This window comes from Amycolatopsis sp. MEPSY49 (assembly GCF_051337345.1).
Taxonomy (GTDB): Bacteria; Actinomycetota; Actinomycetes; order Mycobacteriales; family Pseudonocardiaceae; genus Amycolatopsis.
In genome coordinates, this window is record NZ_JBDLYJ010000003.1 from 343,093 (window position 1) to 365,409 (window position 22,317).

The 22,317-nt window shown below is 71.5% G+C and carries 28 protein-coding genes; 26 read left to right on the forward strand and 2 right to left on the reverse strand.

Features of this window, described 5'->3' with window-relative positions; translation table 11 throughout:
- The first annotated feature begins 1 nt into the window (after position 1).
- The 17 genes from ABFJ78_RS16290 to ABFJ78_RS16370 all read left to right on the forward strand — a co-directional run bounded on the left by ABFJ78_RS16290 (position 2) and on the right by ABFJ78_RS16370 (position 12,726).
- Complete coding sequence (locus ABFJ78_RS16290; protein WP_436387178.1) at positions 2 to 754, forward strand: 16S rRNA (uracil(1498)-N(3))-methyltransferase; 753 nt, start codon at positions 2 to 4, stop codon at positions 752 to 754.
- Positions 755 to 1,159: 405 nt separating this feature from the next.
- A complete protein-coding gene (locus tag ABFJ78_RS16295; RefSeq protein WP_436387179.1) occupies positions 1,160 to 1,522 on the forward strand; it encodes a histidine triad nucleotide-binding protein in 363 nt (120 codons plus the stop codon).
- 86 nt (positions 1,523 to 1,608) lie between these two features.
- Entirely contained in the window at positions 1,609 to 2,682 is a 1,074-nt protein-coding gene (locus ABFJ78_RS16300; protein ID WP_436387180.1) for a PhoH family protein, read from the forward strand.
- The gene (gene ybeY / locus ABFJ78_RS16305) at positions 2,679 to 3,239 is read left to right on the forward strand and encodes an rRNA maturation RNase YbeY (RefSeq protein WP_436387181.1); all 561 of its coding nucleotides are present in this window, start codon (positions 2,679 to 2,681) and stop codon (positions 3,237 to 3,239) included. The genes ABFJ78_RS16300 and ybeY overlap by 4 nt, the downstream gene beginning before the upstream one ends.
- A 9-nt stretch (positions 3,240 to 3,248) precedes the next feature.
- Positions 3,249 to 4,595: a hemolysin family protein gene (locus ABFJ78_RS16310; RefSeq protein ID WP_436387182.1), complete on the forward strand. Its 1,347-nt coding sequence runs from the start codon at positions 3,249 to 3,251 to the stop codon at positions 4,593 to 4,595.
- Positions 4,588 to 4,926: a cytidine deaminase gene (locus tag ABFJ78_RS16315; RefSeq protein ID WP_436387183.1), complete on the forward strand. Its 339-nt coding sequence runs from the start codon at positions 4,588 to 4,590 to the stop codon at positions 4,924 to 4,926. The genes ABFJ78_RS16310 and ABFJ78_RS16315 overlap by 8 nt, the downstream gene beginning before the upstream one ends.
- The gene (era, locus tag ABFJ78_RS16320) at positions 4,923 to 5,819 is read left to right on the forward strand and encodes a GTPase Era (RefSeq protein WP_436387184.1); all 897 of its coding nucleotides are present in this window, start codon (positions 4,923 to 4,925) and stop codon (positions 5,817 to 5,819) included. The genes ABFJ78_RS16315 and era overlap by 4 nt, the downstream gene beginning before the upstream one ends.
- A 1-nt stretch (position 5,820) precedes the next feature.
- Positions 5,821 to 6,126, forward strand: a complete 306-nt coding sequence (locus ABFJ78_RS16325) for a CD225/dispanin family protein (RefSeq protein WP_436387185.1) — start codon at positions 5,821 to 5,823, stop codon at positions 6,124 to 6,126.
- Positions 6,127 to 6,155: 29 nt separating this feature from the next.
- On the forward strand, positions 6,156 to 6,470 hold the full coding sequence (locus ABFJ78_RS16330; RefSeq protein ID WP_436387186.1) for a CD225/dispanin family protein: 315 nt from the start codon (positions 6,156 to 6,158) through the stop codon (positions 6,468 to 6,470).
- Complete coding sequence (locus tag ABFJ78_RS16335) at positions 6,467 to 6,916, forward strand: DUF2752 domain-containing protein (RefSeq protein ID WP_436387187.1); 450 nt, start codon at positions 6,467 to 6,469, stop codon at positions 6,914 to 6,916. Before ABFJ78_RS16330 ends, ABFJ78_RS16335 begins: the two co-directional genes overlap by 4 nt.
- Positions 6,917 to 7,100: 184 nt before the next feature.
- Positions 7,101 to 8,132 (forward strand): RDD family protein, encoded by a 1,032-nt coding sequence (locus ABFJ78_RS16340; protein ID WP_436387188.1) that lies wholly within the window; start codon positions 7,101 to 7,103, stop codon positions 8,130 to 8,132.
- Positions 8,133 to 8,201: 69 nt separating this feature from the next.
- Positions 8,202 to 8,666 (forward strand): CD225/dispanin family protein, encoded by a 465-nt coding sequence (locus ABFJ78_RS16345; protein WP_436387189.1) that lies wholly within the window; start codon positions 8,202 to 8,204, stop codon positions 8,664 to 8,666.
- A 61-nt stretch (positions 8,667 to 8,727) separates the two neighbouring features.
- Positions 8,728 to 9,531, forward strand: a complete 804-nt coding sequence (gene recO / locus ABFJ78_RS16350) for a DNA repair protein RecO (RefSeq protein ID WP_436387190.1) — start codon at positions 8,728 to 8,730, stop codon at positions 9,529 to 9,531.
- Between the two features lie 49 nt (positions 9,532 to 9,580).
- Positions 9,581 to 10,396 carry an isoprenyl transferase gene (locus ABFJ78_RS16355; protein WP_436387191.1) on the forward strand — a complete coding sequence of 272 codons (816 nt, stop codon included), beginning with the start codon at positions 9,581 to 9,583 and terminating at the stop codon, positions 10,394 to 10,396.
- On the forward strand, positions 10,393 to 10,818 hold the full coding sequence (locus ABFJ78_RS16360; RefSeq protein ID WP_436387192.1) for a YbjN domain-containing protein: 426 nt from the start codon (positions 10,393 to 10,395) through the stop codon (positions 10,816 to 10,818). Before ABFJ78_RS16355 ends, ABFJ78_RS16360 begins: the two co-directional genes overlap by 4 nt.
- Before the next feature lie 118 nt (positions 10,819 to 10,936).
- Positions 10,937 to 11,938, forward strand: a complete 1,002-nt coding sequence (locus ABFJ78_RS16365) for a permease (RefSeq protein ID WP_436387193.1) — start codon at positions 10,937 to 10,939, stop codon at positions 11,936 to 11,938.
- Positions 11,935 to 12,726, forward strand: a complete 792-nt coding sequence (locus tag ABFJ78_RS16370; protein ID WP_436387194.1) for a TIGR03943 family putative permease subunit — start codon at positions 11,935 to 11,937, stop codon at positions 12,724 to 12,726. The genes ABFJ78_RS16365 and ABFJ78_RS16370 overlap by 4 nt, the downstream gene beginning before the upstream one ends.
- 254 nt (positions 12,727 to 12,980) lie before the next feature.
- On the opposite strand, the gene ABFJ78_RS16375 is transcribed toward ABFJ78_RS16370, so the two are convergent.
- The gene (locus tag ABFJ78_RS16375) at positions 12,981 to 13,394 is read right to left on the reverse strand and encodes a Fur family transcriptional regulator (RefSeq protein ID WP_364456119.1); all 414 of its coding nucleotides are present in this window, start codon (positions 13,392 to 13,394) and stop codon (positions 12,981 to 12,983) included.
- Entirely contained in the window at positions 13,394 to 13,756 is a 363-nt protein-coding gene (locus ABFJ78_RS16380) for an ArsR/SmtB family transcription factor (protein WP_436387195.1), read from the reverse strand. The genes ABFJ78_RS16375 and ABFJ78_RS16380 overlap by 1 nt, the downstream gene beginning before the upstream one ends.
- Before the next feature lie 268 nt (positions 13,757 to 14,024).
- Here ABFJ78_RS16380 and ABFJ78_RS16385 point away from each other — a divergent pair, with 268 nt between their 5' ends.
- From ABFJ78_RS16385 to ABFJ78_RS16425, 9 genes are all read left to right on the forward strand, one after another.
- Positions 14,025 to 15,110, forward strand: a complete 1,086-nt coding sequence (locus ABFJ78_RS16385) for a hypothetical protein (RefSeq protein WP_436387196.1) — start codon at positions 14,025 to 14,027, stop codon at positions 15,108 to 15,110.
- A complete protein-coding gene (locus tag ABFJ78_RS16390; protein WP_436387197.1) occupies positions 15,111 to 15,749 on the forward strand; it encodes a class F sortase in 639 nt (212 codons plus the stop codon).
- Between the two features lie 158 nt (positions 15,750 to 15,907).
- Entirely contained in the window at positions 15,908 to 16,555 is a 648-nt protein-coding gene (locus ABFJ78_RS16395; RefSeq protein WP_436387198.1) for a class F sortase, read from the forward strand.
- An 83-nt stretch (positions 16,556 to 16,638) separates the two neighbouring features.
- Positions 16,639 to 18,027: a glycine--tRNA ligase gene (locus ABFJ78_RS16400; protein ID WP_400904644.1), complete on the forward strand. Its 1,389-nt coding sequence runs from the start codon at positions 16,639 to 16,641 to the stop codon at positions 18,025 to 18,027.
- A 94-nt stretch (positions 18,028 to 18,121) separates the two neighbouring features.
- The gene (locus ABFJ78_RS16405) at positions 18,122 to 19,054 is read left to right on the forward strand and encodes an ABC transporter ATP-binding protein (protein WP_436387199.1); all 933 of its coding nucleotides are present in this window, start codon (positions 18,122 to 18,124) and stop codon (positions 19,052 to 19,054) included.
- Positions 19,051 to 19,791 (forward strand): ABC transporter permease, encoded by a 741-nt coding sequence (locus ABFJ78_RS16410; protein ID WP_436387200.1) that lies wholly within the window; start codon positions 19,051 to 19,053, stop codon positions 19,789 to 19,791. Before ABFJ78_RS16405 ends, ABFJ78_RS16410 begins: the two co-directional genes overlap by 4 nt.
- Positions 19,792 to 19,808: 17 nt before the next feature.
- Positions 19,809 to 21,014 carry a sensor histidine kinase gene (locus ABFJ78_RS16415; RefSeq protein WP_436387201.1) on the forward strand — a complete coding sequence of 402 codons (1,206 nt, stop codon included), beginning with the start codon at positions 19,809 to 19,811 and terminating at the stop codon, positions 21,012 to 21,014.
- A complete protein-coding gene (locus ABFJ78_RS16420; protein ID WP_436387202.1) occupies positions 21,011 to 21,616 on the forward strand; it encodes a response regulator transcription factor in 606 nt (201 codons plus the stop codon). The genes ABFJ78_RS16415 and ABFJ78_RS16420 overlap by 4 nt, the downstream gene beginning before the upstream one ends.
- Before the next feature lie 24 nt (positions 21,617 to 21,640).
- Positions 21,641 to 22,294 carry a YdcF family protein gene (locus ABFJ78_RS16425; protein ID WP_436387203.1) on the forward strand — a complete coding sequence of 218 codons (654 nt, stop codon included), beginning with the start codon at positions 21,641 to 21,643 and terminating at the stop codon, positions 22,292 to 22,294.
- Positions 22,295 to 22,317: the final 23 nt, after the last annotated feature.

A 22,317-nucleotide genomic window follows, 5' to 3' on the forward strand; every position in this document is an offset into this window, starting at 1 on the left:
CGTGCCCGACACCACCCTGCCGGTCTTCCTCGCGTCGTCCGTGCCCGCTTCCGGGCGCACGGTGCTCGACGGCGAGGAAGCCCGGCACGCGGCCACCGTCCGCCGCCTGCGCGCGGGGGAGCGGCTCGTGCTCTCCGACGGCGCGGGCGCGATGGCCCGCTGCGTCGTCGAAGCCGTCCAGCCCGGCCGGGACGCCGCGCTCACGCTGGCGGTCGAGGAAAGCTGGACCGAGGACCCGCCCGCCTTGCGTGTCGTCGTCGCCCAGGCCCTCGCGAAGGGTGACCGCGGCGAGCTGGCGGTCGAGCTGGCCACCGAGGCCGGCGTCGACGCGATCGTCCCCTGGCGCGCGGCCCGCAGCGTCGCCAAGTGGGAGGACGGTGCCCGCGGCGACAAGGCCCTCGGCCGCTGGCGCGCCACGGCTCGGTCCGCCGCCAAACAGGCCCGCCGCGCCCACGTCCCCGACGTCACCGAGGCCGTCAGCACGCGCGAGCTCGCCGGGCTCGTGGCCACGATGTCCCTGGCCATCGTGCTCGAATCCGACGTCCCCGACCGCCTCACCGACCTCGACCTCCCCGACACCGGCGACGTCCTCCTCGTCGTCGGCCCCGAGGGCGGCATCACCGACGACGAGCTCCACACCCTGCGCGAAGCGGGCGCCCGGCCCGTCCGGCTGGGCACGACGGTGCTGCGCACGTCCACCGCGGCCGCGGTGGCCCTCGGCGCGCTGGGCGCCCTGACCACCCGGTGGCGGTGAAAAGATCACCGGAAAAAAGAAGCCTGATTTTGCGCCGAGTTATGGCGCGATCACACTCCGACCCGTTACTCTCGTTTACTAACGCACCACACACCGTTCCGGATCGTCTAGCACTGTCACGGACCGGTTTGGACTGGCGCGCCACTGGGAAGCACAGACTCCGCCGGGCACCTCCCCCCTCGGTCCGGCGGCCGCCGCGGACGCGGTAGATCGACCCCCAGGGTCTACCGCTCCGCGGCCCCCTCCCTCGCTTCGCTTCGGTCGTGGGCCGCTTCGCGTTCGTTGTGTTCTCTGGGGGGCAAACCCCCCAGACCCCCAGCCGGGGGCGAGCCCCCGGACCCCCCGCGGCTTTCGTGCGGTGTCTGTTGGGTGCCGCGGCTTGCGTCGTCGGTAGGGTCTCTCTCCATGAGTGAGGACGAGACCCTCTTCGAGCGGATCATTGCCGGGGAGATTCCTGCTGATGTCGTCTACCAGGATGACTCCACCTTTGCCTTCCGGGATATTCGGCCTCAGGCGAAGGTTCACGTCCTTGTCGTGCCCAAGACCCGGTATCGGAACCTGGGCGAGCTGGCCGCCGGGGATCCTGAGCTGCTGAGCCGGGTGGTGGCCACCTGCCGGAAGGTTGCCGAGCTCGAGGGTATTCTCGAGTCCGGGTATCGCGTGGTCTTCAACACCGACTCCGATGCCGGGCAGACCGTCTTCCACGTTCATGCCCACGTTCTCGGGGGTGAGCCCCTCGGCCTCTTCGGGGCTCCTCAGGAGGACTAGGGAAACCGGCCTGCGTCTTGTCGGTGGGTGCCAGTAGCATCGGTGGGGTCCGTTCTCCCTCACCGAGAAAGCAGGCCTGAGGCCACGTGGCCGGAACCGTACCGGGTGGTGCCGCCCGACCCGATGTCCCCGGGGACGTCGCCAAGACCGAGGATGCCTCCGTTCAGGCTGCGCAGTCCCGGTTCCCCATCCCAGATGCCGCCGCCCTCAGCCTGCTCGGCTCGCGCGACGAAAACCTCCGGGTCGCCGAGGAACTCCTGGCCGCGGACGTGCACGTCCGCGGCAACGAGGTCACCCTGACCGGCACCCCCGCCGACGTCGCCTTCGCCGAACGCGTCTTCGCCGAGCTCGTGCAGCTCGCCGGCGGGGGCCAGCAGGTCGGCCCCGACACCGTGCGCCGCACCATCGGCATGCTCTCCACCGGGGACGCGTCGCCCGCCGAGGTCCTCAGCCTCAACATCGTCTCCCGTCGCGGCAAGACCATCCGGCCCAAGACGCTCAACCAGAAGCGCTACGTCGACGCCATCGACAAGCACACCGTCGTCTTCGGCATCGGCCCCGCCGGCACCGGCAAGACCTACCTCGCCATGGCGAAGGCCGTCCAGGCCCTCCAGGCCAAGCAGGTCACCCGCATCGTGCTGACCCGCCCCGCCGTCGAAGCCGGCGAGCGCCTCGGCTACCTGCCCGGCACCCTGAACGAAAAGATCGACCCGTACCTGCGGCCGCTCTACGACGCGCTGCACGACATGGTCGAGCCCGAGTCGATTCCGCGGCTCATGCAGGCCGGCACGATCGAGATCGCGCCGCTGGCCTACATGCGCGGCCGGACGCTCAACGACGCCTTCATCATCCTCGACGAGGCCCAGAACACCACGCCCGAGCAGATGAAGATGTTCCTCACCCGGCTCGGCTTCGGCTCCAAGATCGTCGTCACCGGCGACGTCACCCAGGTCGACCTGCCCAGCGGCCAGCGCAGCGGCCTCCGCGTCGTCCGCGACATCCTCCACGGCGTCGAAGACCTCCACTTCGCCGAACTGACCAGCCAGGACGTCGTCCGGCACCGGCTCGTCGCGAACATCGTCGACGCCTACGAGAAGTGGCAGGCCGTGCAGGACGCGCAGGAACAGCAGGGCAACGGCTGGAAGGGCACCCGGCGGTGAGCATCGAGATCGCCAACGAGTCCGGCGTCGACGTCGAGGAGACCTCCATCGTCTCGGCCGCCCGCTACGCCCTCGACAAGATGGAGGTCAGCCCGCTCGCCGAGCTGTCCATCCTGCTGGTCACCCTCGACGTCATGGAAGACCTCCACGAACGCTGGATGGACCTCCCCGGCCCCACCGACGTCATGGCCTTCCCGATGGACGAGCTCGACTCGAGCCGCCGCCCCGACGCGCCCGACGCGTCCCCGGCGCTGCTCGGCGACATCGTGCTCTGCCCGGCGTTCGCCAAGGACCAGGCCAAGACCGCGGGCCACGCCCTGATCGACGAGCTGCACCTGCTCACCGTGCACGGCTGCCTCCACCTCCTCGGCTACGACCACGCCGAACCCGCCGAGGAACGCGAGATGTTCGCCCTCCAGAAGCGGATCCTCGGCGAGTACCAGGACGCCGTCGCCGCGCTGGAGAAGCAGAACGCCCAGCGCAACACCGACGACCGCGTCCTCGGCATCGCCGGGCTCGACGCCACGGCCGAACCAGCCGCCGGGGAAACGCCCTAGGCGTCAGCCATGGTCCAGCTCCTCTTCGCGATCGCGCTCGTGCTCCTCGCGGGCGTGTTCGCCGCGGCCGACGCCGCCATCAGCACCGTCTCGCAAGCCCGGGCCGACGGCCTCGCCCGGCTCGGGCTGCCCGGCGCCCGCCAGCTCTCCGCCGTCGTCGCCGAACGCCGCCGGCACATCAACCTGCTGCTCCTGCTGCGCCTTGGCTGCGAACTCACGGCCACCGTCCTCGTCACGGTGTTCGTGGGCACCCGCCTGGCGCCGCTCGGCGTGGCAGTGCTCGTCGCCGCCGTCGTGATGGTCGTCGTCAGCTACGTCCTCATCGGCGTCGGCCCCCGCACCCTCGGCCGCCAGCACCCGTACCGCATCGGCCGCTACGTCGCCGGGCCGGTCCGCGTCCTCGGCTCGGTCCTCGGTCCGCTGTCCCGGCTGCTCATCCTCATCGGTAACGCCATCACCCCCGGCCAGGGCTTCCGCGAAGGCCCGTTCACCTCCGAAGTCGAGCTGCGCGAGCTGGTCGACATCGCCCAGGAACGCGGCGTCGTCGAGGACTCCGAGCGCGAGATGATCCACTCGGTGTTCGAGCTCGGCGACACCGTCGCCCGCGAGGTCATGGTGCCGCGCACCGAGATCGTCTGGATCGAGCGCACGAAGACGGTCCGCCAGGCCCTCGCGCTGGCGCTGCGCACCGGCTTCACCCGGCTCCCGGTGATCGACGAGTCCGTCGACGACATCGTCGGCGTCGTCAACATCAAGGACCTCATGGCCGGGTACATGGACCCGGACGGCGCGAGCACCATCGTCAGCACGCTGATGAACGAGGCCTCCTTCGTCCCCGACTCGAAACGGCTCGACGAGCTGCTCAAGGAGATGCAGCGCTCGCACAACCACATGGCGATCGCCGTCGACGAGTACGGCGGCACCGCCGGCCTGCTCACCATCGAAGACGTCATCGAGGAGATCGTCGGCGAGATCACCGACGAGTCCGACGCCGACGAGCGCCCCGAGGTCGAGGAACTGGCCGACGGCGCCGTCCGCGTGTCGTCCCGGATGAGCGTCGACGACCTGGGCGAGCTCTTCGGCATCGACCTCGAAGACCACGACGTGGAGACCGTGGGCGGGCTGCTCGCGGAACGACTGGGTAGGGTCCCGCTGCCGGGGGCCGAAGCCGAGGTCGCCGGCCTTCGGCTGTTCGCCGAAGGAGGCAAGGACCGGCGCGGCCGCATGCGGATCACCACCGTGGTCGTCCACCCGGCCGACGCCGAGGCGATGACCGACCCGGCCGACCGCACGACCCGGCGCCGCACGCGCCTGCCCCACCCCGACGAACGCGACAGGAGCGTCGAACATGCCTGACCTCGAGGCGGAGGACCAGAAGCTGGTCGTCCTCGCCCGGTCCTCGCGCGCCCGCATCCAGGCCCCCGAAGGCGCCGCGGTCCGCGACACCGACGGCCGCACCTACGCCGCGGGCACGGTCGACCAGCCGTCGTTCAAGCTCACCGCGCTCCAGGCCGCGGTCGCCGCCGCGCTCTCCAGCGGCGCCGAAGGCATCGAAGCCGCTGCCGTCGTCAGCGAAGAAGGCCTGCTCAAGGGCGCTTCCGTGCAAGCGGTCCGCGACATCGCGAGGTACGCCCCGATCATCCTCGCCGCCCCGGACGGCACGGTTCTCGAGGTGCTCGAGCGATGACGGAACACCGCTCCGGCTTCGCGTGCTTCGTCGGCCGCCCCAACGCCGGCAAGTCGACGCTCACCAACGCCCTCGTCGGCACCAAGGTCGCGATCACCTCCAGCAAGCCGCAGACCACGCGCCACGCGATCCGCGGCATCGTGCACCGCGAGGACGCCCAGCTCGTCCTCATCGACACGCCCGGCCTGCACCGCCCGCGCACCCTGCTCGGCGAGCGGCTCAACGACATCGTGCACACCACCTGGTCCGAAGTGGACGTCGTCGGCTTCTGCGTGCCGGCGAACGAGAAGATCGGGCCCGGCGACAAGTTCATCGCCGCCGAGCTGCAGAAGATCGCCAAGCGCACGCCCGTCATCGGGATCGTCACCAAGACCGACCTCGTCCAGCCCCAGCAGGTCGCCGAGCAGCTGCTCGCGCTGCAGGAGGTGATGGAGTTCGCCGAGCTGATCCCGGTGTCGGCCGTGGACGGGTTCCAGGTCGGCGCGCTCGCGGACCTGCTCGTCGGCAAGCTCCCCGAGGGCCCGCAGCTCTACCCGGGCGGCGAGCTCACCGACGAACCGGAGCAGACGCTGGTCGCCGAGCTGATCCGCGAGGCGGCGCTGGAAGGCGTCCGCGACGAGCTGCCGCACTCGATCGCCGTCACCGTCGAGGAGATGCTGCCCCGCGAAGGCCGCGACGACCTCATCGACGTGCACGCGTTCCTCTACGTGGAGCGGCCCAGCCAGAAGGGCATCATCCTCGGGCACAAGGGCGAGCGGCTGCGCGAGGTCGGCGCCGCCGCCCGCAAGAACATCGAGGCGCTGCTCGGCTCGAAGGTCTACCTCGACCTGCACATCAAGGTCGCCAAGGAATGGCAGCGCGACCCCCGCCAGCTGCGCCGGCTCGGGTTCTGACGTGGCCGGGCAGCCGCGGCCGCCGGCCGACTACAACCCCGGGCCCCCGCCCGCGAGCAACCTGGTCTGGGGGATCGTCAGCGCGATCCTGTGCTGCCTCCCGTTCGGCGCGCTCTCGATCTACCAGGCCGCCAAGGTCGAAAAGCTGTGGGCGCAGGGCGATCCGGAGGCCGCGCACGAAGCGGCCCGCGACGCGCGGCGGTGGGCGATCGTCGCCGCCGTCGCCGGCGCCGTCCTGTGGGTCGCGGCGATCGTGACCGTCGTGCTGCTCTTCGGAACGCTGACCGACGACACCGCGTCGAACTGACGCAGGCTCGGCGGCAGGAGGCGATCCCGGTGTACCAGCAGTACCCGCCCTACGGCTGGGGACCCCACTACGGACCGCCGCCGGACAACAACATGGTCTGGGCGATCCTGTCGACGGTGATGTGCTGCATGCCGTTGGGTATCGTCTCCATCGTGAAGGCGAGCCAGGTCAACTCCCTGTGGTTCCAGGGCTTCCACGTCGAAGCGCACCGGGCCGCCGACGAAGCCCGCAAGTGGGCGATGTGGTCGGCGATCTCCTTCTCCGTGCTGATCGGGCTCTACCTGGCGGTCGTTTTCGCCCTGATCGCCTTCGTCGGCGTCTCCGCCTGGACGCTGGTGCCATGACGACCGTCTACACGGGATACCCGGCCCGCGGCGCCAAAGCGAAGCTGCGCGCCCTCGGCGCCCCGATGGCCGTCGTCGGCGGGCTCGGCGCGTGCTGCGTGGCCGTCTGGATCGGCGACCCCACCACGCCCGGCGGCTGGCTCCCGATCTGCCCGACCAAGGCGCTGTTCGGCATCGACTGCCCCGGCTGCGGCGGCATGCGGATGGCCTACAGCCTGATGCACGGCGACCTTCCCGCGGCCCTGCACTACAACGCCGTGTCGCTCGTCTTCGTCCTCCTCTTCGTCTGGAGCACGATCGCCTGGACCGTCGGGCGGCTGCGCGGCCGCTGGGTGAACAGCTGGCTGCACTGGCGCTGGACCCCGCTGACCGCCGGTGTCGTGTTCGCCGTCTGGTTCGTGCTCCGCAACCTGCCGTTCGCCCCGTTCACCAGCCTGCACGTCTGAATCGGACGGACGGGAACCGCTTCGCCACGCTGCGCGTCGGAGACTCGTACCGTTCACCCGGACAGTGGATGCCTGGGCAGCGCGGCCGCAGGTGAACCGAGTACGCTCCCGCGGACCAGTGCCGTATTGCCGGCGCGGTCCCGCGCGGAGTGCGTGGTGGAGTGACCAGCGAGGGGGAGACCCAATGACCGATCCCTACGGTCAGCCGTCCTTCGGGCAGCAGCAGCCCGGCGGCCAGCAACCGTTCGGACAACCGCAGCCCGGTCAGGCGCCGCCGCCGTACGGGCAGCCCGCGCCCTTCGGCCAACCGGCGCCGTTCGGCCAGCCGGGTACCCCCTTCGGCGCACCGCAAAACTACGCGAACTGGGGCCAGCGCGCCCTGGGCTGGCTCATCGACATGGGCCCGCTCGCCCTGCTGTACCTGGTCTTCGGCGCCGTTGCGCTGACCGGGAAGGTCGGGATCCTGCAGATCGTCGTCATCCTCGGCACGCTCGCGTGGATCGGCTGGGCGATCTTCAACCGCTGGATCCAGCAGGGCAACACCGGCCAGTCCCTCGGCAAGCGCGTCGCGAAGATCAAGCTCGTCAGCGAGGCGACCGGGCAGCCGATCGGCGCCGGCATGGCGTTCGTGCGCGACCTCGCCCACTTCGTCGACGGCGTCATCTGCTACGTCGGCTGGCTCTGGCCGTTGTGGGACGACAAGTCCCAGACCCTCGCCGACAAGATCATCGGTACCGTCGTCGTCAACGCCGACCCGGCCGGCGGCTACGGCCAGCCCGGCGCCCAGCCCTTCGCCGGCGGTTACCCGCCCGCGGGGCAGCAGCCCGGTCAGCCCGGTCAGTTCGGCCAGCCGCCGTCCGGCGGGTTCGCGCCGCAGCCGCCGCAGCCGGGTGGCTTCGGCCAGCCCACGCCGGGTGGTTTCCCGCAGCAGCAACCGGCTTCCGGTGGTTTCCCGCAGACGCCCCAGCCGGGCGGCTTCGATCAGCCGCCGGGCCGGCCGCTCGCCCCGCCGCCGGGCGGGTCCGCCTTCGACGAGGTCGAGCGCACCCAGATGCTCCGCCCGGACTCCGCCGGGGGCGGCGGATCCGCGTTCGACGAGCAGGCCGAGCGGACGCAGATGCTGCGTCCGGAAGGCCAGGGCGACGCCGGGGAGACCCAGAAGATCCAACCGGGCCAGTTCGGCCAGCCGCCGACCGACCAGCCGCCGCACCACTGAGGCACGCCTTTTTCACACCACCGCCGGGGTGACCCGGCGGACGTTCACGAATAGTTGGGGTACCAGTTCATGACCAATCCCTACGGCCAGCAGCAGCCGCCCTACGGCCAGCAGCCTCAGTCCGGCGGGTTCCCGCAGCAGCAGCCCGGTTACGGCACGCCGTCGGGCGGGATGCCCGCGCCCTACGGCCAGCCCGCGCCGTACGGCCAGCCGCCGTCCGGCGGCTTCGGCGCGCCCGGCTACGGCATGCCCGGCGGCGGCGACATCAACGCCATCAAGGACTACAAGGGCTGGGCGATCGCCTCGCTCTTCCTGGGCGGCCTGATCCTCGGCATCTTCGCGATCATGAAGTCGAACGAGGTCGGCACGTACAAGATGCAGGGCAACTACATGATGGCGGAGCAGGCGTCGCGCACCACCAAGACGCTCTGCCTGATCTCCACCATCCTGGGCAGCATCGGCTGCGTCGTGGCGATCATCGCGATCATCGTCTCGGCGGTGGCCGTCAGCACCTGCTACGGCTACTACTGCTGACACCGGCTTTTTCCGCGGGGCGCTCCACCCCGGCATCACCCCGAAGTGGGACGATGTCGGGGTGGTGAACCTCTACCGCGACACCGGGGTGGTGTTGCGCACGCACAAGCTGGGTGAGGCCGACCGGATCGTCACCCTGCTGACCCGGCGGCACGGCAAGGTCCGCGCCGTCGCGAAGGGCGTGCGGCGCACCTCGTCGCGGTTCGGGGCCCGGCTGGAGCCGTTCGGCCACGTCGACGTGCAGTTCTACACCGGCCGCACGCTCGACGTCATCACCCAGGTCGAGACCGTCGACGCGTTCCAGCTGCCGCTGGTCGCCGACTACCAGCGCTACACCGCGGCCAGCGCGATCGCCGAGACCGCGGACCGGCTCTCGGCCGAAGAGGGCGAGCCGGTGCTCAAGCTCTACCTCCTCGTCTGCGGCGCGCTGCGGTCGCTCGCGGCCGGTGAACGCGACCCGTCGCTCGTGCTCGACGCCTTCTTCCTCCGCGCGATGTCCTACGAAGGCTGGGCGCCCGCGCTCACCGAGTGCGCCCGCTGCGGCCTGCCCGGCCCGCACGTCGCGTTCAGCGTCCCCGCCGGCGGCTCGATGTGCCCGGACTGCCGCGTCCCGGGGTCCGTGCACCCCGCGCCCGAGGTCCTGGACCTGCTCACGGCCCTGCTGCACGGCGAGTGGACGATGGCCGAGTCGACCCTGCCCGGCACCCGCCGCGACGCGAGCGGCCTGGTCGCGGCCCACCTGCAGTGGCATCTGGAGCGTCAGCTCCGGTCCCTTCCCCTGGTCGAGCGACGCGCCCGGGAGTCGGCGGTGACATCCGCGGCTTCGCCCCGCGGCGGGCGGACCCCCGAGGGACAGGCACTGTAAGGGCAGTAGGGTCGGGCTGACCGGTTTCACCCATCCAGGGAGGCTCGCAGTGCTGCGCAGGGGACGCGAGAGCAAGGCGTCGCGGTACGAGCTGCGGGCCCCGGATCCGCACCCGTCCGGCGCGAAGCCGCCGGAAATCCCGCGCGAGCTGGTCCCGAAGCACGTCGCGCTGGTCATGGACGGCAACGGCCGCTGGGCCAACCAGCGCGGCCTGCCGCGGATCGAAGGCCACAAGCGCGGTGAAGCGGTGATGATCGACGTCGCCAGCGGGGCCGTCGAGCTCGGCGTCAAGTGGCTCTCGGTGTACGCGTTTTCGACCGAAAACTGGAAGCGCAGCCCCGAAGAGGTGCGGTTCCTGATGGGCTTCAACCGCGACACCATCCGCCGCCAGGTCGACTACCTCGGCTCGATCGGCGTGCGCATCCGGTGGGCCGGGCGGCGGCCGAAGCTGTGGGCGTCGGTGATCAAGGAGCTGCAGGCGGCCGAGGAGAAGACCAAGCACAACACGGCGCTGAACATGACGATGTGCGTCAACTACGGCGGCCGCGCGGAGCTGGGTGACGCGATGCAGCGGATCGCCCGGGACGTCGCCGACGGCAAGCTGAACCCGGACAAGGTCACCGAGAAGACCATCGGCAAGTACCTGTACCAGCCGGACATGCCCGACGTGGACCTGTTCCTGCGGCCCTCGGGCGAGCAGCGGACGTCGAACTTCCTGCTGTGGCAGTCGGCCTATGCCGAGATGGTCTACCAGGACACGCTGTTCCCTGACTTCGACCGGACGCACCTGTGGCGCGCCTGCCTGGAGTTCGCGAAGCGGGACCGCCGCTTCGGCGGCGCGGTCGACCAGGCGGCTTCGTCGTGAGCGCGACCGAGGCGGCGGAGACCGCGGAACTGCTGACGCAGGCGAAGGACGCGCTCGAGCGGTACCTCGAGGTGCGCGTCGACGACGACGGCGCGCTGACGTTCTCCCACGGCGACGTCCCCTGCGTGATCCAGGCGACCCGGCTCGGCGAGGGCCTCACCGTCCTGTCGCTGACCTGCGTGGTCGGCTGGGACCTGCCGGACCGCCCGGACCTGTCGGTCGCGGTCGCCGAGCGGGCGGGCCAAGGGCTCTTCGGCACGCTCGGCGTCGGGCATTCGGACGGCGGGCTCGACGTGACTCTGCGGTACGCGTTCCCGGCGGCGGGCCTGGACGCGGCGGCGCTCGGGACGTTGCTGATGCTGGTCGTGTCGACGGCGTCGCAGCTGCGGACCGATCTGCCGGGGATCGCGCCCGGCGAATAACCCACACGGGGCTTTTCGGCGCCGCGAAAGGTAAATTCCGGTCGGAAAACGGCCTTTTCCGACCGTTCGCGGATGTGCGGTGCTCTCGGTGTCGGACCCGGCTGGCATCATCGCCGTCGTGAACATCGTTTCCGACACGCCCCGGCGCACCCGCCGGTTCCGGATCAGCTCGGTCGAGGTGCTGTGCGCGGTCCTGCTGGTCGCGATCCTCGGCCAGGGCTGGCTGCAGCAGGCCTTCGACGTGCCCGCGCTGCGCACGGGCTCGACGGTGTTCGTCGCCGTCTGCGTGCAGGCGCTGCCGTTCCTCGTGCTGGGCGTGTTGATCAGCGGGGCCATCGCCGCGTTCGTGCCGGCCCGGGTGCTGGAGAAGGTGCTGCCCAGGCGGGCCGGGGCGGCGGTCGGCGTGGCGGGGCTGGCCGGCGTCGCGCTGCCGGGGTGTGAATGCGCTTCGGTGCCGGTGGCGCGCCGGCTGATGGGCCAGGGCGTGGCCCCGGCGGCGGCGTTGACGTTCCTGCTGGCGGCGCCGGCGGTGAACCCGGTGGTCCTGGTGGCGACGGCGGTGGCGTTCCCGGGCAAGCCGGAGATGGTGCTGGCGCGCTTCGCCGGTTCGCTGGCGACGGCGATGGTGATGGGCTGGCTGTGGGCCCGCTGGGGCAAGCTGGAGTGGATCACCGAACGCGCCTTGCGGCGGTTGCCGGAGGTCGCGAGCGGGCAGCGGTGGCGGGTGTTCGCGGAGACGGCCCGCACCGACCTGGTCGAGGCCGGCGGCTTCCTGGTGCTGGGGGCGCTGATCTCGTCGGCGCTGAACGTGCTGGTGCCGGCGCGCTGGTTCGGGGTGCTGGGCGACCAGCTGGTGCTGGGCATCGTGGTGATGGCGGTGCTGGCGGTGGTCCTGGCGCTGTGCAGCGAGGCGGACGCGTTCGTCGCGGCTTCGCTGACGGCGCTGCCGCTGCTGCCGAAGCTGGTGTTCCTGGTGGTCGGGCCGGCGGTGGACGTGAAGCTGTTCGCGTTGCAGGCGGGGACGTTCGGGAAGTCGTTCGCGGTCCGGTTCGCGCCGGTGACGTTCGTGGTGGCGGCGGCGTGCGCGGTGGCGGCCGGACTGGCGGTGGGGCTGGCGTGAAGCGCGAGACGCAGAACATCCTGCTGGTGCTGCTGGGCGGCGCACTGGTGAAGATCGCGGTCAACGGCGACTACCTGCGGTACGTGAAGCCGGCGCAGCAGCCGTGGATCGTCGCGGGCGGGGCGGTGATGGTGGTGCTGGGCGCGGTGGCGATCGTGCGCGATCTGCTTGCGGCGCGGGCGAAAGCGGCCGCCGTCCCCGAGCCGGGCGCGCCTTCCGGCCACGACTCGGGCCTTGACCACGGCGGGCCCGGCACGGCCGGCCATGACCACGCGGGCCACGCCCACCCGGCGCGGTCGGCGTGGCTGCTGCTGGTTCCGGTGCTGGCGGTCTTCCTCGTCGCACCACCGGCCCTGGGCGCCGACTCGGTGATCCGCACCGAGGCCCGGGTCCCGTCGAGCGCGGCCGCGGCCAACGCCGCCGCGTTCCCGCCCCTGCCGGCCGGGAACGTCGTGCCGCTGTCGGTCAACGAGTTCGTCAGCCGAGCGGGCTGGGACGCCTCGGGCACCCTCGACGGCCGCACGATCTCGCTGACCGGCTTCGTCGTGCACACGGGCGGCAACACGCTGCTGGCCCGCCTGGTGATCAGCTGCTGCGCGGCGGACGCGTTCCCGGTGACGGTCCACCTCCGCGGCGGCGAAGCCGACCACCTTCCCAGCGACGCGTGGATCCAGGTGACGGGCCAGGTCGTCCCGGGCACGGCCACGAAGAACAACAGCTACACGCCGGACTTCACGCTGGCCTCGCTCTCGACCGTCCCCGCGCCGAAGGACCCGTATGAGTACTGACCGCGAGCACGGCACCGCTCGCCGGCGTGACCGCGCTGCCGAAGGCCTGAATGAGTCATTCAGGCCTTCGGGTCCCTTGACCGCCGTCGCCAGGACAGGGGTCGTGAGTGGTAATTAGGGTTCTAGCCCTAATTACCAGTCACGACAGCTACGGCAGACCACCTGGCCGCGATCTGCGCGATCCCGACTTCGGTGGATCCAGGTGGGAGGTCCTGAATGAGTCATTCAAGACCGTTCCGCCGGCCGACCGGGACTCAGTGCTCGGCGCAGGTCCCGGTGATCTCCACCGTGTGGGAGATCTGCGAAAAGCCGTGCTCCGCCGCGATCTTCTCCGCCCAGCGCTCCACCGCCGGCCCCTCGACCTCCACCGTGCGGCCGCACAGGCGGCACACCAGGTGATGATGGTGGTGCGCCGAACACCGGCGATAAATGGCCTCGCCCGAATCCGTGCGCAGCACGTCGATCTCGCCGGCCTCCGACAGCGACTGCAGCGTGCGGTACACCGTCGTCAAGCCGATGCCGTCGCCGCGTTTGCGCAGCTCGTCGTGCAGTTCCTGGGCCGAACGGAAGTCGTCGATCCTGCTCAGCAGCTCGACGACCGCCGCCCGCTGGCGGGTCGATCGGCGGCCGGGCACCGGGGCCTGGCTGCGCGGCGCGGCGGCGTTCATCACTTTCCTTCCTGCACGTGCGCGACGGCGTCGACGACGATGTGGGCCAGGTGGTCGTCGGCGAGCCGGTAGACGACCTCGCGGCCGCGACGCTCGCCCTGGACCACCCCGGCCGTCTTCAGCACCCGCAGGTGCTGGCTGATCAGCGGCTGCGCGACGTCGAGGGCGTCCACCAGCTCGTGCACGCACCGGTCGGCCGCGCGCAGCTGCAGCACGATCGCGATCCGGACCGGCGCCGCCAGCGCGCGCAGCAGGTCGCCCGCGTCCGTCAGGACCGACGCGGGCGGGTGCGCCGGTGCCGCGGCCGCCGGGGCGCACTTCGCGAGCCCCGGCTCGGCGTCACTCCCGGTCACCGTGGCCATTCCCGCCTCCACCCTCGTCGCCGCGACATGAATTCCGTAGTCATTGCCGATAACGGCACGGCCCATCCTAGTGTTCCCCCGGACGGGCTCCCGTTCCGTCACCTCGCCTGCGGACTACGGCCGGTCGTACTACCCCGTTCGGGTGAGTTCGTGGGATATTGGCTCTTCGGCTTCGCATGTCGTGGCGGACGGTGCAAGGTTGTCGCGGAGCGTTTCGTCGCTTCTCGTACGCTGGCGACCCGCCCGAGAGCAGACGCAGTGGGGAGACATGACCCGTTTCGTGACGAAAGCAGCCGTCCTGACGGCGGTCCTCTTCCCGCTGGCCGGCACCGGGGTCGCCGGGGCGCAGAGCCAGGCCGTCGACGAGAAGACCGGCCCTGTCTCCTTCGCCAACATCGCGTCGGTCCGGATCGGCGGCGAGGGCCAGCGCGGCGGCGCCCTGATCACCGAGACCCAGCGCTCGCCGCTGCTGCCCGGGCAGTCCAAGCTCGGCACCGACCGGGTCACGGTGCCCAAGGACGACGGCGAGCGCGCCACCTTCGGCGGGCACTACCAGATCGACCTCGGCCGCTACAGCGGCGGCAACCCGTACCCGGCGGGCGTCACGAGCCGGGACCACAACGTCGTCGCCGCGCTGCAGGCGACCACCGTGCCCACCGCCGTCGCGGAGACGAACTACGCGCTGCGCGACACCTGGCAGGGCGGCGCGAAGCCGTCCGACAACACCGTGCTGGTGCTCGAAGGCGCGAAGACGTCGGTGGACTGCACCGCGCCGGGCAAGCTCACCGGCACGTCGGCGGTGAACCGGCTGTGGGTGCGCCAGAGCGGCGGGTTCGGCATCGTCCCGATGCCCGGCGGCACCGCGGGCCTCGAGCTGAAGAACCTGCGGCTCGGCCCGCCCGGCGACATCACGAACGCCAGCAAGGACACCACCGTCTCCGACCTGCGGCTGACCCGCGTCGCCGCGTTCGACCAGCTGATCCGCCAGGACGGCTGGCGCGGTGGCGACTACACCGCCGTGGCGGGCTGGCGCGTCGAGATCACCACGCACGTCAAGGACGCGACCGGCGCCGCGCTGCAGGACGTGCGGACGAACATCGTGCTCGGCGGGGTCAGCTGCTCGGTGCCGAAGGGCTTCGTCGCGAAGGCCGCGGGCAGCACCGGCGGCGGCACGGGCGCGACGCAGGCCCCGGTGCCGACGCAGGTCCCGGCCGGCTACCTGGGCGCGGCCGCGCCGGACACCGGCGGGGACGGCTCGCGCGTCCCGCTCGGCATCGGCCTGCTGTTCGGCGGGGTGTTCTTCGCGGCGGTCGCGCTGCTGCTCGGCAGGCGGCGCAAGACCGGGACGGACTAGGTGCTGCGCACCGGGCTGGCCGCCGTCTCGGCGGCGCTGGCCGTGGCCGCGTTCGCGGCCGGGGTCATCGTGCTGACCTGGCTCCCGCCCACGGCCACGCAGGCCGCCGCGCCGCCGCCCGGCTCGCTGCCGGGGGAGAACGCGGCGCCGGCCGTCCTGCCCGCGGACAGCGAGTCCGCCGCGCAGCAGCGCCCGGGCACGGTCCGGCTGCCCGACGGCGCGACCGCCCGCCTGGTCCGCACGGAACTCACCGACCGCGGCGTGCTGCCGATCCCGCGCGGCCTGGGCGACGCGGCCTGGTGGGGCGCGAAGCTGGGCGCGGCGCAGGGAGCGGCGCTGCTGTCCGGGCACGTGAACTGGGAGGGGCAGCGGGGCCCGTTCGACGAGCTGTGGCGCATGCGCGACGGCGACGAGGTGAGCGTGGTCGACGCCCGCGGCGGCCGCTGGGTGTACCGGGTGGACGACGTGGTGACGCTGCCGAAGGAGTCGCTGCCGGAGCAGGCCGCGAAGTGGTTCGCCCAGACCGGCCCGCACCGGCTGGTCCTGGTCACCTGCGGCGGCGACTACGTGGGCGGCACCGAGGGCTACGACGAGAACCGCCTGGTCACGGCCCGGCTGGTGACGCGCCCGGCGGGCTGACCACGGCCCTCCCGCACAGCCCGGACGTCATGAAAGAGTCGTTCACCGCGTCCGGCGTCCTGAACGAGTCGTTCATGACGTCCGCAGTCCGGTGCAACCTCCCGCACCCGCCACCGCATGTGAACCTTCGCAAACGGCACGACCAGCGAAGGAGCAGCATGCAGGAGCGGAACCCGGCGGAGAAGAACGGCTCCGGCCGCTGGTGGATCGTCGGGGTCGCCGGCGCCTTCGTGGTCGCGGCGCTCGTCGCCACCCTGCTCATCTTCACCGGAAAGGATGAACCCGCCGGCGCGAACGGCACCACCACCTCCGCCGCCCCCACCGCGGTCGCGGAGCAGCCCGCCAAAACCGACACCGGCCGGGCACCCGCCACCCTCGCCCTCCCCGGCGGCGGCACCGCGAAGCTCGTCCAGGAAGACCTCGACGCCAGCGGTGCCCTCAAGATCCCCGAAGGCCTCGACGAAGCCGCCTGGTGGGGCGCGAAGCTCGGTGCGGACCACGGTGTCGCCCTCCTCTCCGGGCACGTCAACTGGAAGGGCAAGAAGGGCCCGTTCAATGAACTTTGGCAGGTCAAGCAGGGTCAGGAGGTCAAGCTGACCGACGCCGCCGGCGGCGCCTGGGTGTACAAGGTCGACGCCACCGAGACCATCCACAAGTCGGAGCTCGCCGGGCGCTCGGAGCAGCTGTTCGACCCCGACGGCCCGCACAAGCTGCTGCTCGTCACCTGCGGTGGCGAGTACGTCGGCGGGAGCGAGGGCTACGAGGACAACCGGGTCGTGACGGCGTCGCTGGTGACCCGGCCCTAGCCTGCGCGAAAAGGGCTCGGCCCCGGCGGATACCCTGGACGTTCCAGTCGATAACCGTCCCCGCAAGCTTCCCGGAGCGTGGAGTGCCCACGAACACCATCGATACCGTAGTCAGCCTGTGCAAGCGCCGTGGTTTCGTCTTCCCCAGCGGGGAGATCTACGGCGGTACCCGCTCGGCGTGGGACTACGGACCGCTCGGGGTCGAACTCAAGGACAACATCAAGCGCCAGTGGTGGAAGACCGTGGTCCAGGGCCGCGACGACGTCGTCGGCCTCGACTCCTCGGTCATCCTGCCGCGCCAGGTGTGGGTGGCTTCGGGGCACGTCAACGTGTTCACCGACCCGCTGATCGAGTGCCTTTCGTGCCACAAGCGGTTCCGCGCCGACCAGCTCGCCGAGGAGTACGAGGCGCGCAGCGGCAAGCAGACGTCCGAGGACGACCTGTCCGACGTGCCGTGCCCGAACTGCGGCACGCGCGGCGAGTACACCGCGCCGCGGGACTTCAACATGATGCTGAAGACCTACCTCGGCCCGGTGGAGTCCGAAGAGGGCCTGCACTACCTCCGCCCGGAGACCGCGCAGGGCATCTTCGTCAACTTCTCGAACGTCCAGACGACGTCGCGGATGAAGCCGCCGTTCGGCATCGGCCAGATCGGCAAGTCGTTCCGCAACGAGATCACGCCGGGCAACTTCATCTTCCGGACGCGCGAGTTCGAGCAGATGGAGATGGAGTTCTTCGTCGAGCCGGGCGAGGACGAGAGCTGGCACCAGTACTGGATCGACGAGCGCACGAAGTGGTACACCGACCTCGGCATCAAGGCCGAGAACCTGCGCCACTTCGAGCACCCGAAGGAAAAGCTCTCGCACTACGCGAAGCGGACCGTCGACATCGAGTACCGCTTCGCGTTCAACGCGGGCCAGGAGTGGGGCGAGCTGGAAGGCATCGCCAACCGCACCGACTTCGACCTGACCACGCACTCGAACCACTCGGGTCAGGACCTGTCGTACTTCGACCCGACGTCGAAGCAGCGGTACCGCCCGTTCGTCATCGAGCCGGCGGCCGGTGTCGGCCGGTCGATGATGGCGTTCCTGATCGACGCCTACTACGAGGAAGAGGTGCCGAACGCCAAGGGCGGCACCGACAAGCGCGTGGTGCTGAAGCTCGACCCGCGGCTGGCGCCGTTCAAGGCCGCGGTGCTGCCGCTGTCGCGCAACGCCGACCTCACGCCGAAGGCGAAGGCCGTCGCCGAGCTGCTGCGCAAGCACTGGAACGTCGACTTCGACGACGCCGGCTCGATCGGCAAGCGCTACCGCCGGCACGAGGAGATCGGCACGCCGTACTGCGTGACGGTCGACTTCGACAGCCTCGAGGACAACGCCGTCACGGTCCGCGACCGCGACACCATGGCGCAGGAGCGCGTCGCGATCGACAAGCTGGAGGCGTACCTCGCCGGGCGCCTGATCGGCTGCTGATCCACCCGGGGCCCGGGTACCCCTGACACCTGTCACGGTCAGTTCGTGACGCACGGTCTGGGGACCCGGGCTTCGTGCGCGGCAGCCTGGGGGCATGCGAGAAACAGACACCCAGGCGGTGGCGGCGGGGGCCGCGGTCCACCTCACCGGCCTGCGCAAGCACTACGGCGACGTGCACGCGGTCGACGGCGTCGACCTCACGATCGCCCCGGGCGAAGTGGTCGCCCTGCTCGGCCCCAACGGCGCCGGCAAGTCCACCACCGTCGACATGATCCTCGGCCTGACCACGCCCGGCGCCGGCGACGTCCGCGTGTTCGGGCGCAAGCCGATCGACGCCGTCCGCGCCGGCCTGATCGGCGCGATGCTGCAGGGTGGCGCCCTGATGGACGACCTGACCGTCGCGGAGACCGTCGGCATGGTCGCGGCGCTGCACCGCAAGCCGCTGCCGGTCGCCGAGGCCCTGCGCGCCGCCGGGATCGAGGAGCTGGCCGGCCGCCGCGCGAACAAGCTCTCCGGCGGCCAGAAGCAGCGCGTGCGCTTCGCCGTCGCCCTGGTCAGCGATCCCGACCTGCTGATCCTCGACGAGCCGACCGCCGCGATGGACGTCGGCACCCGCCGGGAGTTCTGGCAGTCGATGTACGCGTTCACCGAGTCCGGCCGCACGGTCCTGTTCGCCACGCACTACCTCGAAGAGGCCGAGGAGTTCGCCGACCGGGTGGTGCTGATGCGGCGCGGCCGGGTCGTGGCCGACGGGAGCGTCGCCGAGGTCCGCGCGCTGGCCGGCGGCCGGACGCTGCGGGCCGCCGTCCCGGGCGCCACCGACGCCGTCATCGCGGCGCTGCCCGGCGTCAAGGAGTTCGAGCTGCGCGGCGACCGCGTCGCGATCTCCAGCGGCGACTCCGACGCGACGCTCTGGGCGCTCAAGGCCGCCGTCCCGGCCGTGCACGACGTCGAGATCGGGGCCGTCGGCCTCGAAGGCGCCTTCCTCTCCCTGACCGCCGACGAAACCGCGGAGCCCGTCCGATGAACACCACCTACCTGCTCACCGAGATCCGCCGGAACTTCCGGGCGCCGCGGTTCCTGATCTTCGTCGTCGCGTTCCCGGTGCTGATGTTCCTGTTGCAGGCCAACGTCTTCACGAAGGCGGACGCGCCCGACCACGCCGCGATCGCCGCCGTGATCATGATCAACATGATGACGTTCGGGACGTTCGCCGCGGCGACGAACAGCGGGGCCCGGCTCGCCCTGGAACGCGCGCTCGGCTGGCAGCGGCAGCTGCGCCTGACCCCGCTGACCGGCACCGGCTACCTGGCGGGCAAGGGCATCTCCGGGATGCTCGTGGGGCTGCCCGCGCTGATCCTGGTGCCACTGCTGGCGGTGGCGGTCGAGGGCGTGCACCTCGACGCCGCGGGCTGGGTGCGGATCTTCGCCGGCGTCTGGCTCGGCACGATCCCGCTGGTCCTGCTCGGGCTGCTGCTCGGCCAGTTCGGCACGCCCGATTCGATGCAGCCGGTCAACATGATCGTCACCCTCGGCATGGGTTTCCTCGGCGGCCTGTGGATCCCGATCGAGTCGATGCCGGGCTGGATGCACGACGTCGCCCAGCTCATGCCGACGTACTGGGTGCTGCAGGTCGCGCGACCGGCCGTGACCAGCGACATGGTGGTCTCGCTGCCGACGGCCGCCGGCGTGCTCGGGGCGTGGGCGGTCGTGCTCGGAGCACTGGTGATCAGGCGTTACCGTAAGGACAGCGCCCGGGTCTGAGGGGCCGGAGGGGACAGATGGCCGAGGACGACGTGAACCAGCGGTTCGGGCTGGGCAACCACGCCACGTGGTGGGAGGACCCGCCGCCCAACCGCGGCAGGAGCGGCCCGGACAAGTTCCGGTGGCCGTTCCTGTCGATCGTGTTCACCCTGCCCTACCTCATCCCGGTGACGAAGAAGCTGCTGGCCGTCGACCGGGTGACGCCCGGGGTCGTGGTGCTGTGGGTGCTCGTCTACGGCGTCGCGATCTCCTACGCGCTCTTCCCGGTGGCGTTCGACCGCGGCCGCCCATTCCGCTTCGCCTACAGCGGGTGGATGCTCGTCCTGGGGCTCGCCGTGGTCGCCACGACGCACGCCAACCCGTTCGTCCTGCTCTACGGCACCGCCGCGCTGGTGTTCCTGCTGCCGCTGGCGTGGGTGGTGCTCCTCGACGGCGCGGCGCTGCTGGTCGCTGCGGGGATCCTGCTGCTGGACGGCCGGTTCGCCGACAACTGGGGTGACCTGGTCACCGTCGGGTCGGTGACGATGGCGATGTTCTTCATGTCCAGCCTGGTCCGGGCGGTCCGGCGGCTGCAGCAGGCCAACGAGGAGATCGCGACGCTCGCCGTGGCGAACGAACGCGAGCGCGTCGCCCGCGACCTGCACGACCTGCTCGGGCACAGCCTCACCACGATCACCGTCAAGGCGGGGCTGGCCCGGCGGGTGCTGGAGAGCTCGGGGGACATCCCGCGGGCGGTCGAGGAGATCCGCGAGGTCGAGGGCCTCACCCGCAGCGCGCTGTCCGACGTCCGCGCCACCGTCTCGGAGTACCGGGAGGTGTCGTTGTCGGCCGAGATCGTCGGCGCCCGGGCCGCGTTGCGGGCCGCGGAGATCGACGCCGACCTGCCGCACGCCGTCGACAACGTCCGGCCGGAGTTCCAGACGACCTTCGGGTACGTGCTGCGCGAGGCCGTCACGAACGTGCTGCGGCACTCCGGCGCCAAGCAGGTGAAGGTCCGGCTGGGCGGCACCTGGCTGGAGGTCGAGGACGACGGCACGGCCACCGAGGTCGTCCCGGGGAACGGCCTGCGCGGGCTCACCGAGCGGCTCGACGCGGTCGGGGGCACCCTGCGGGCCTCGGCGCGGCCCGGGGGAGGATTGCTGGTGCGGGCCGAGATCCCGCAGCCGGAACCCCGCGCGGCCGCCCCGGCCGTGCGCGCCGAACCCGCGGGAGGACTCGCTTGATCCGGGTGTTGCTGGCCGACGACCAGGCCATGGTGCGCGGTGCGCTGGCGACCGTGCTGGGCCTCGAGAACGACATCGAGGTGGTCGGGCAGGTCGGCTCCGGCGACGAGGTGGTGGCCGCCGCGCGCGAGGCCAAGCCCGACGTCGCCCTGCTCGACGTGCAGATGCCGGGCAAGGACGGGCTCGAAGCGGCGGCCGACCTGCGGGCCGCGCTTCCGTCGTGCCGGGTGATCATCTGCACGACGTTCGGGCGGCCCGGCTACCTGGCCCGCGCGATGGCGGCGGGCGCGGCCGGGTTCGTCGTCAAGGACGCCCCGCCCGAGCAGCTCGTCGAAGCGGTCCGCCGAGTCCACAGTGGACTCCGGGTGGTGGACCCGGCGCTGGCCGCCGAGTCGCTGGCCACCGGCGCCAGCCCGCTCACCGCGCGCGAGCGGGACGTGTTGCGGGAAGCCAAGGACGGCAGCACGGTGGCCGACGTCGCGCGCGCGGTGCACCTGTCCGAAGGGACTGTGCGCAACCACCTGTCCGCCGCGATCGGCAAGACCGGAGCCCGGACGCGGGCCGAAGCCGTGCGTGTCGCGGAGGAGCGTGGCTGGCTCTGAGCCGCTTCTGAAAGAATGGGCCGGGTGGGTACCGCTGAACGCACCAAACCGTCGCTCGCGAGCTGGGCCCGCCGGATCGCCTTCGGCACGGTCCTCGTGCTGCTCGCGCTGGTCGGCGGCACGGCGTTCCGCGTCTGGCAGGTCGCGCGCGAGAACGACCGCACGCCCGCCGACGTCATCGTGGTGCTGGGCGCGGCGCAGTACAACGGCAAGCCGTCGGACATCTACGCGGCGCGGCTGGTCAAGGCGAAGCAGCTCTACGACGCGGGCGTCGCGAAGACGATCGTCACCGCCGGCGGCAAGAAGGCCGAGGACAACTTCACCGAGGCGCGGGCCGGCCAGCTCTGGCTGACCCGGCACGGCGTGCCGTCCGCCGCGACCTTGGCCGTGGGGGAGGGCAGCGACACGCTGCGCAGCCTCCGCGCGGTCGCGGAGCAGGTCCAGGGGCGAGGCTGGCACTCGGCGGTGCTGGTCAGCGATCCGTGGCACTCGTTCCGGGCTCGCACGATGGCCGACGACCTGGGCCTGGACGCCTGGACCGCGCCGACGCACAGCGGGCCGATCGTGCAGGAGCGCGTCACGCAGGTCCGCTACATCGTCCGCGAGACCGGCGCGCTGCTGTACTACCGGCTGACGAAGACCCCGGCCGACGACCTGTTCGCCACGTTCCTGGGCTGAGTTTTTGTCGGTGGGCCCGTTTA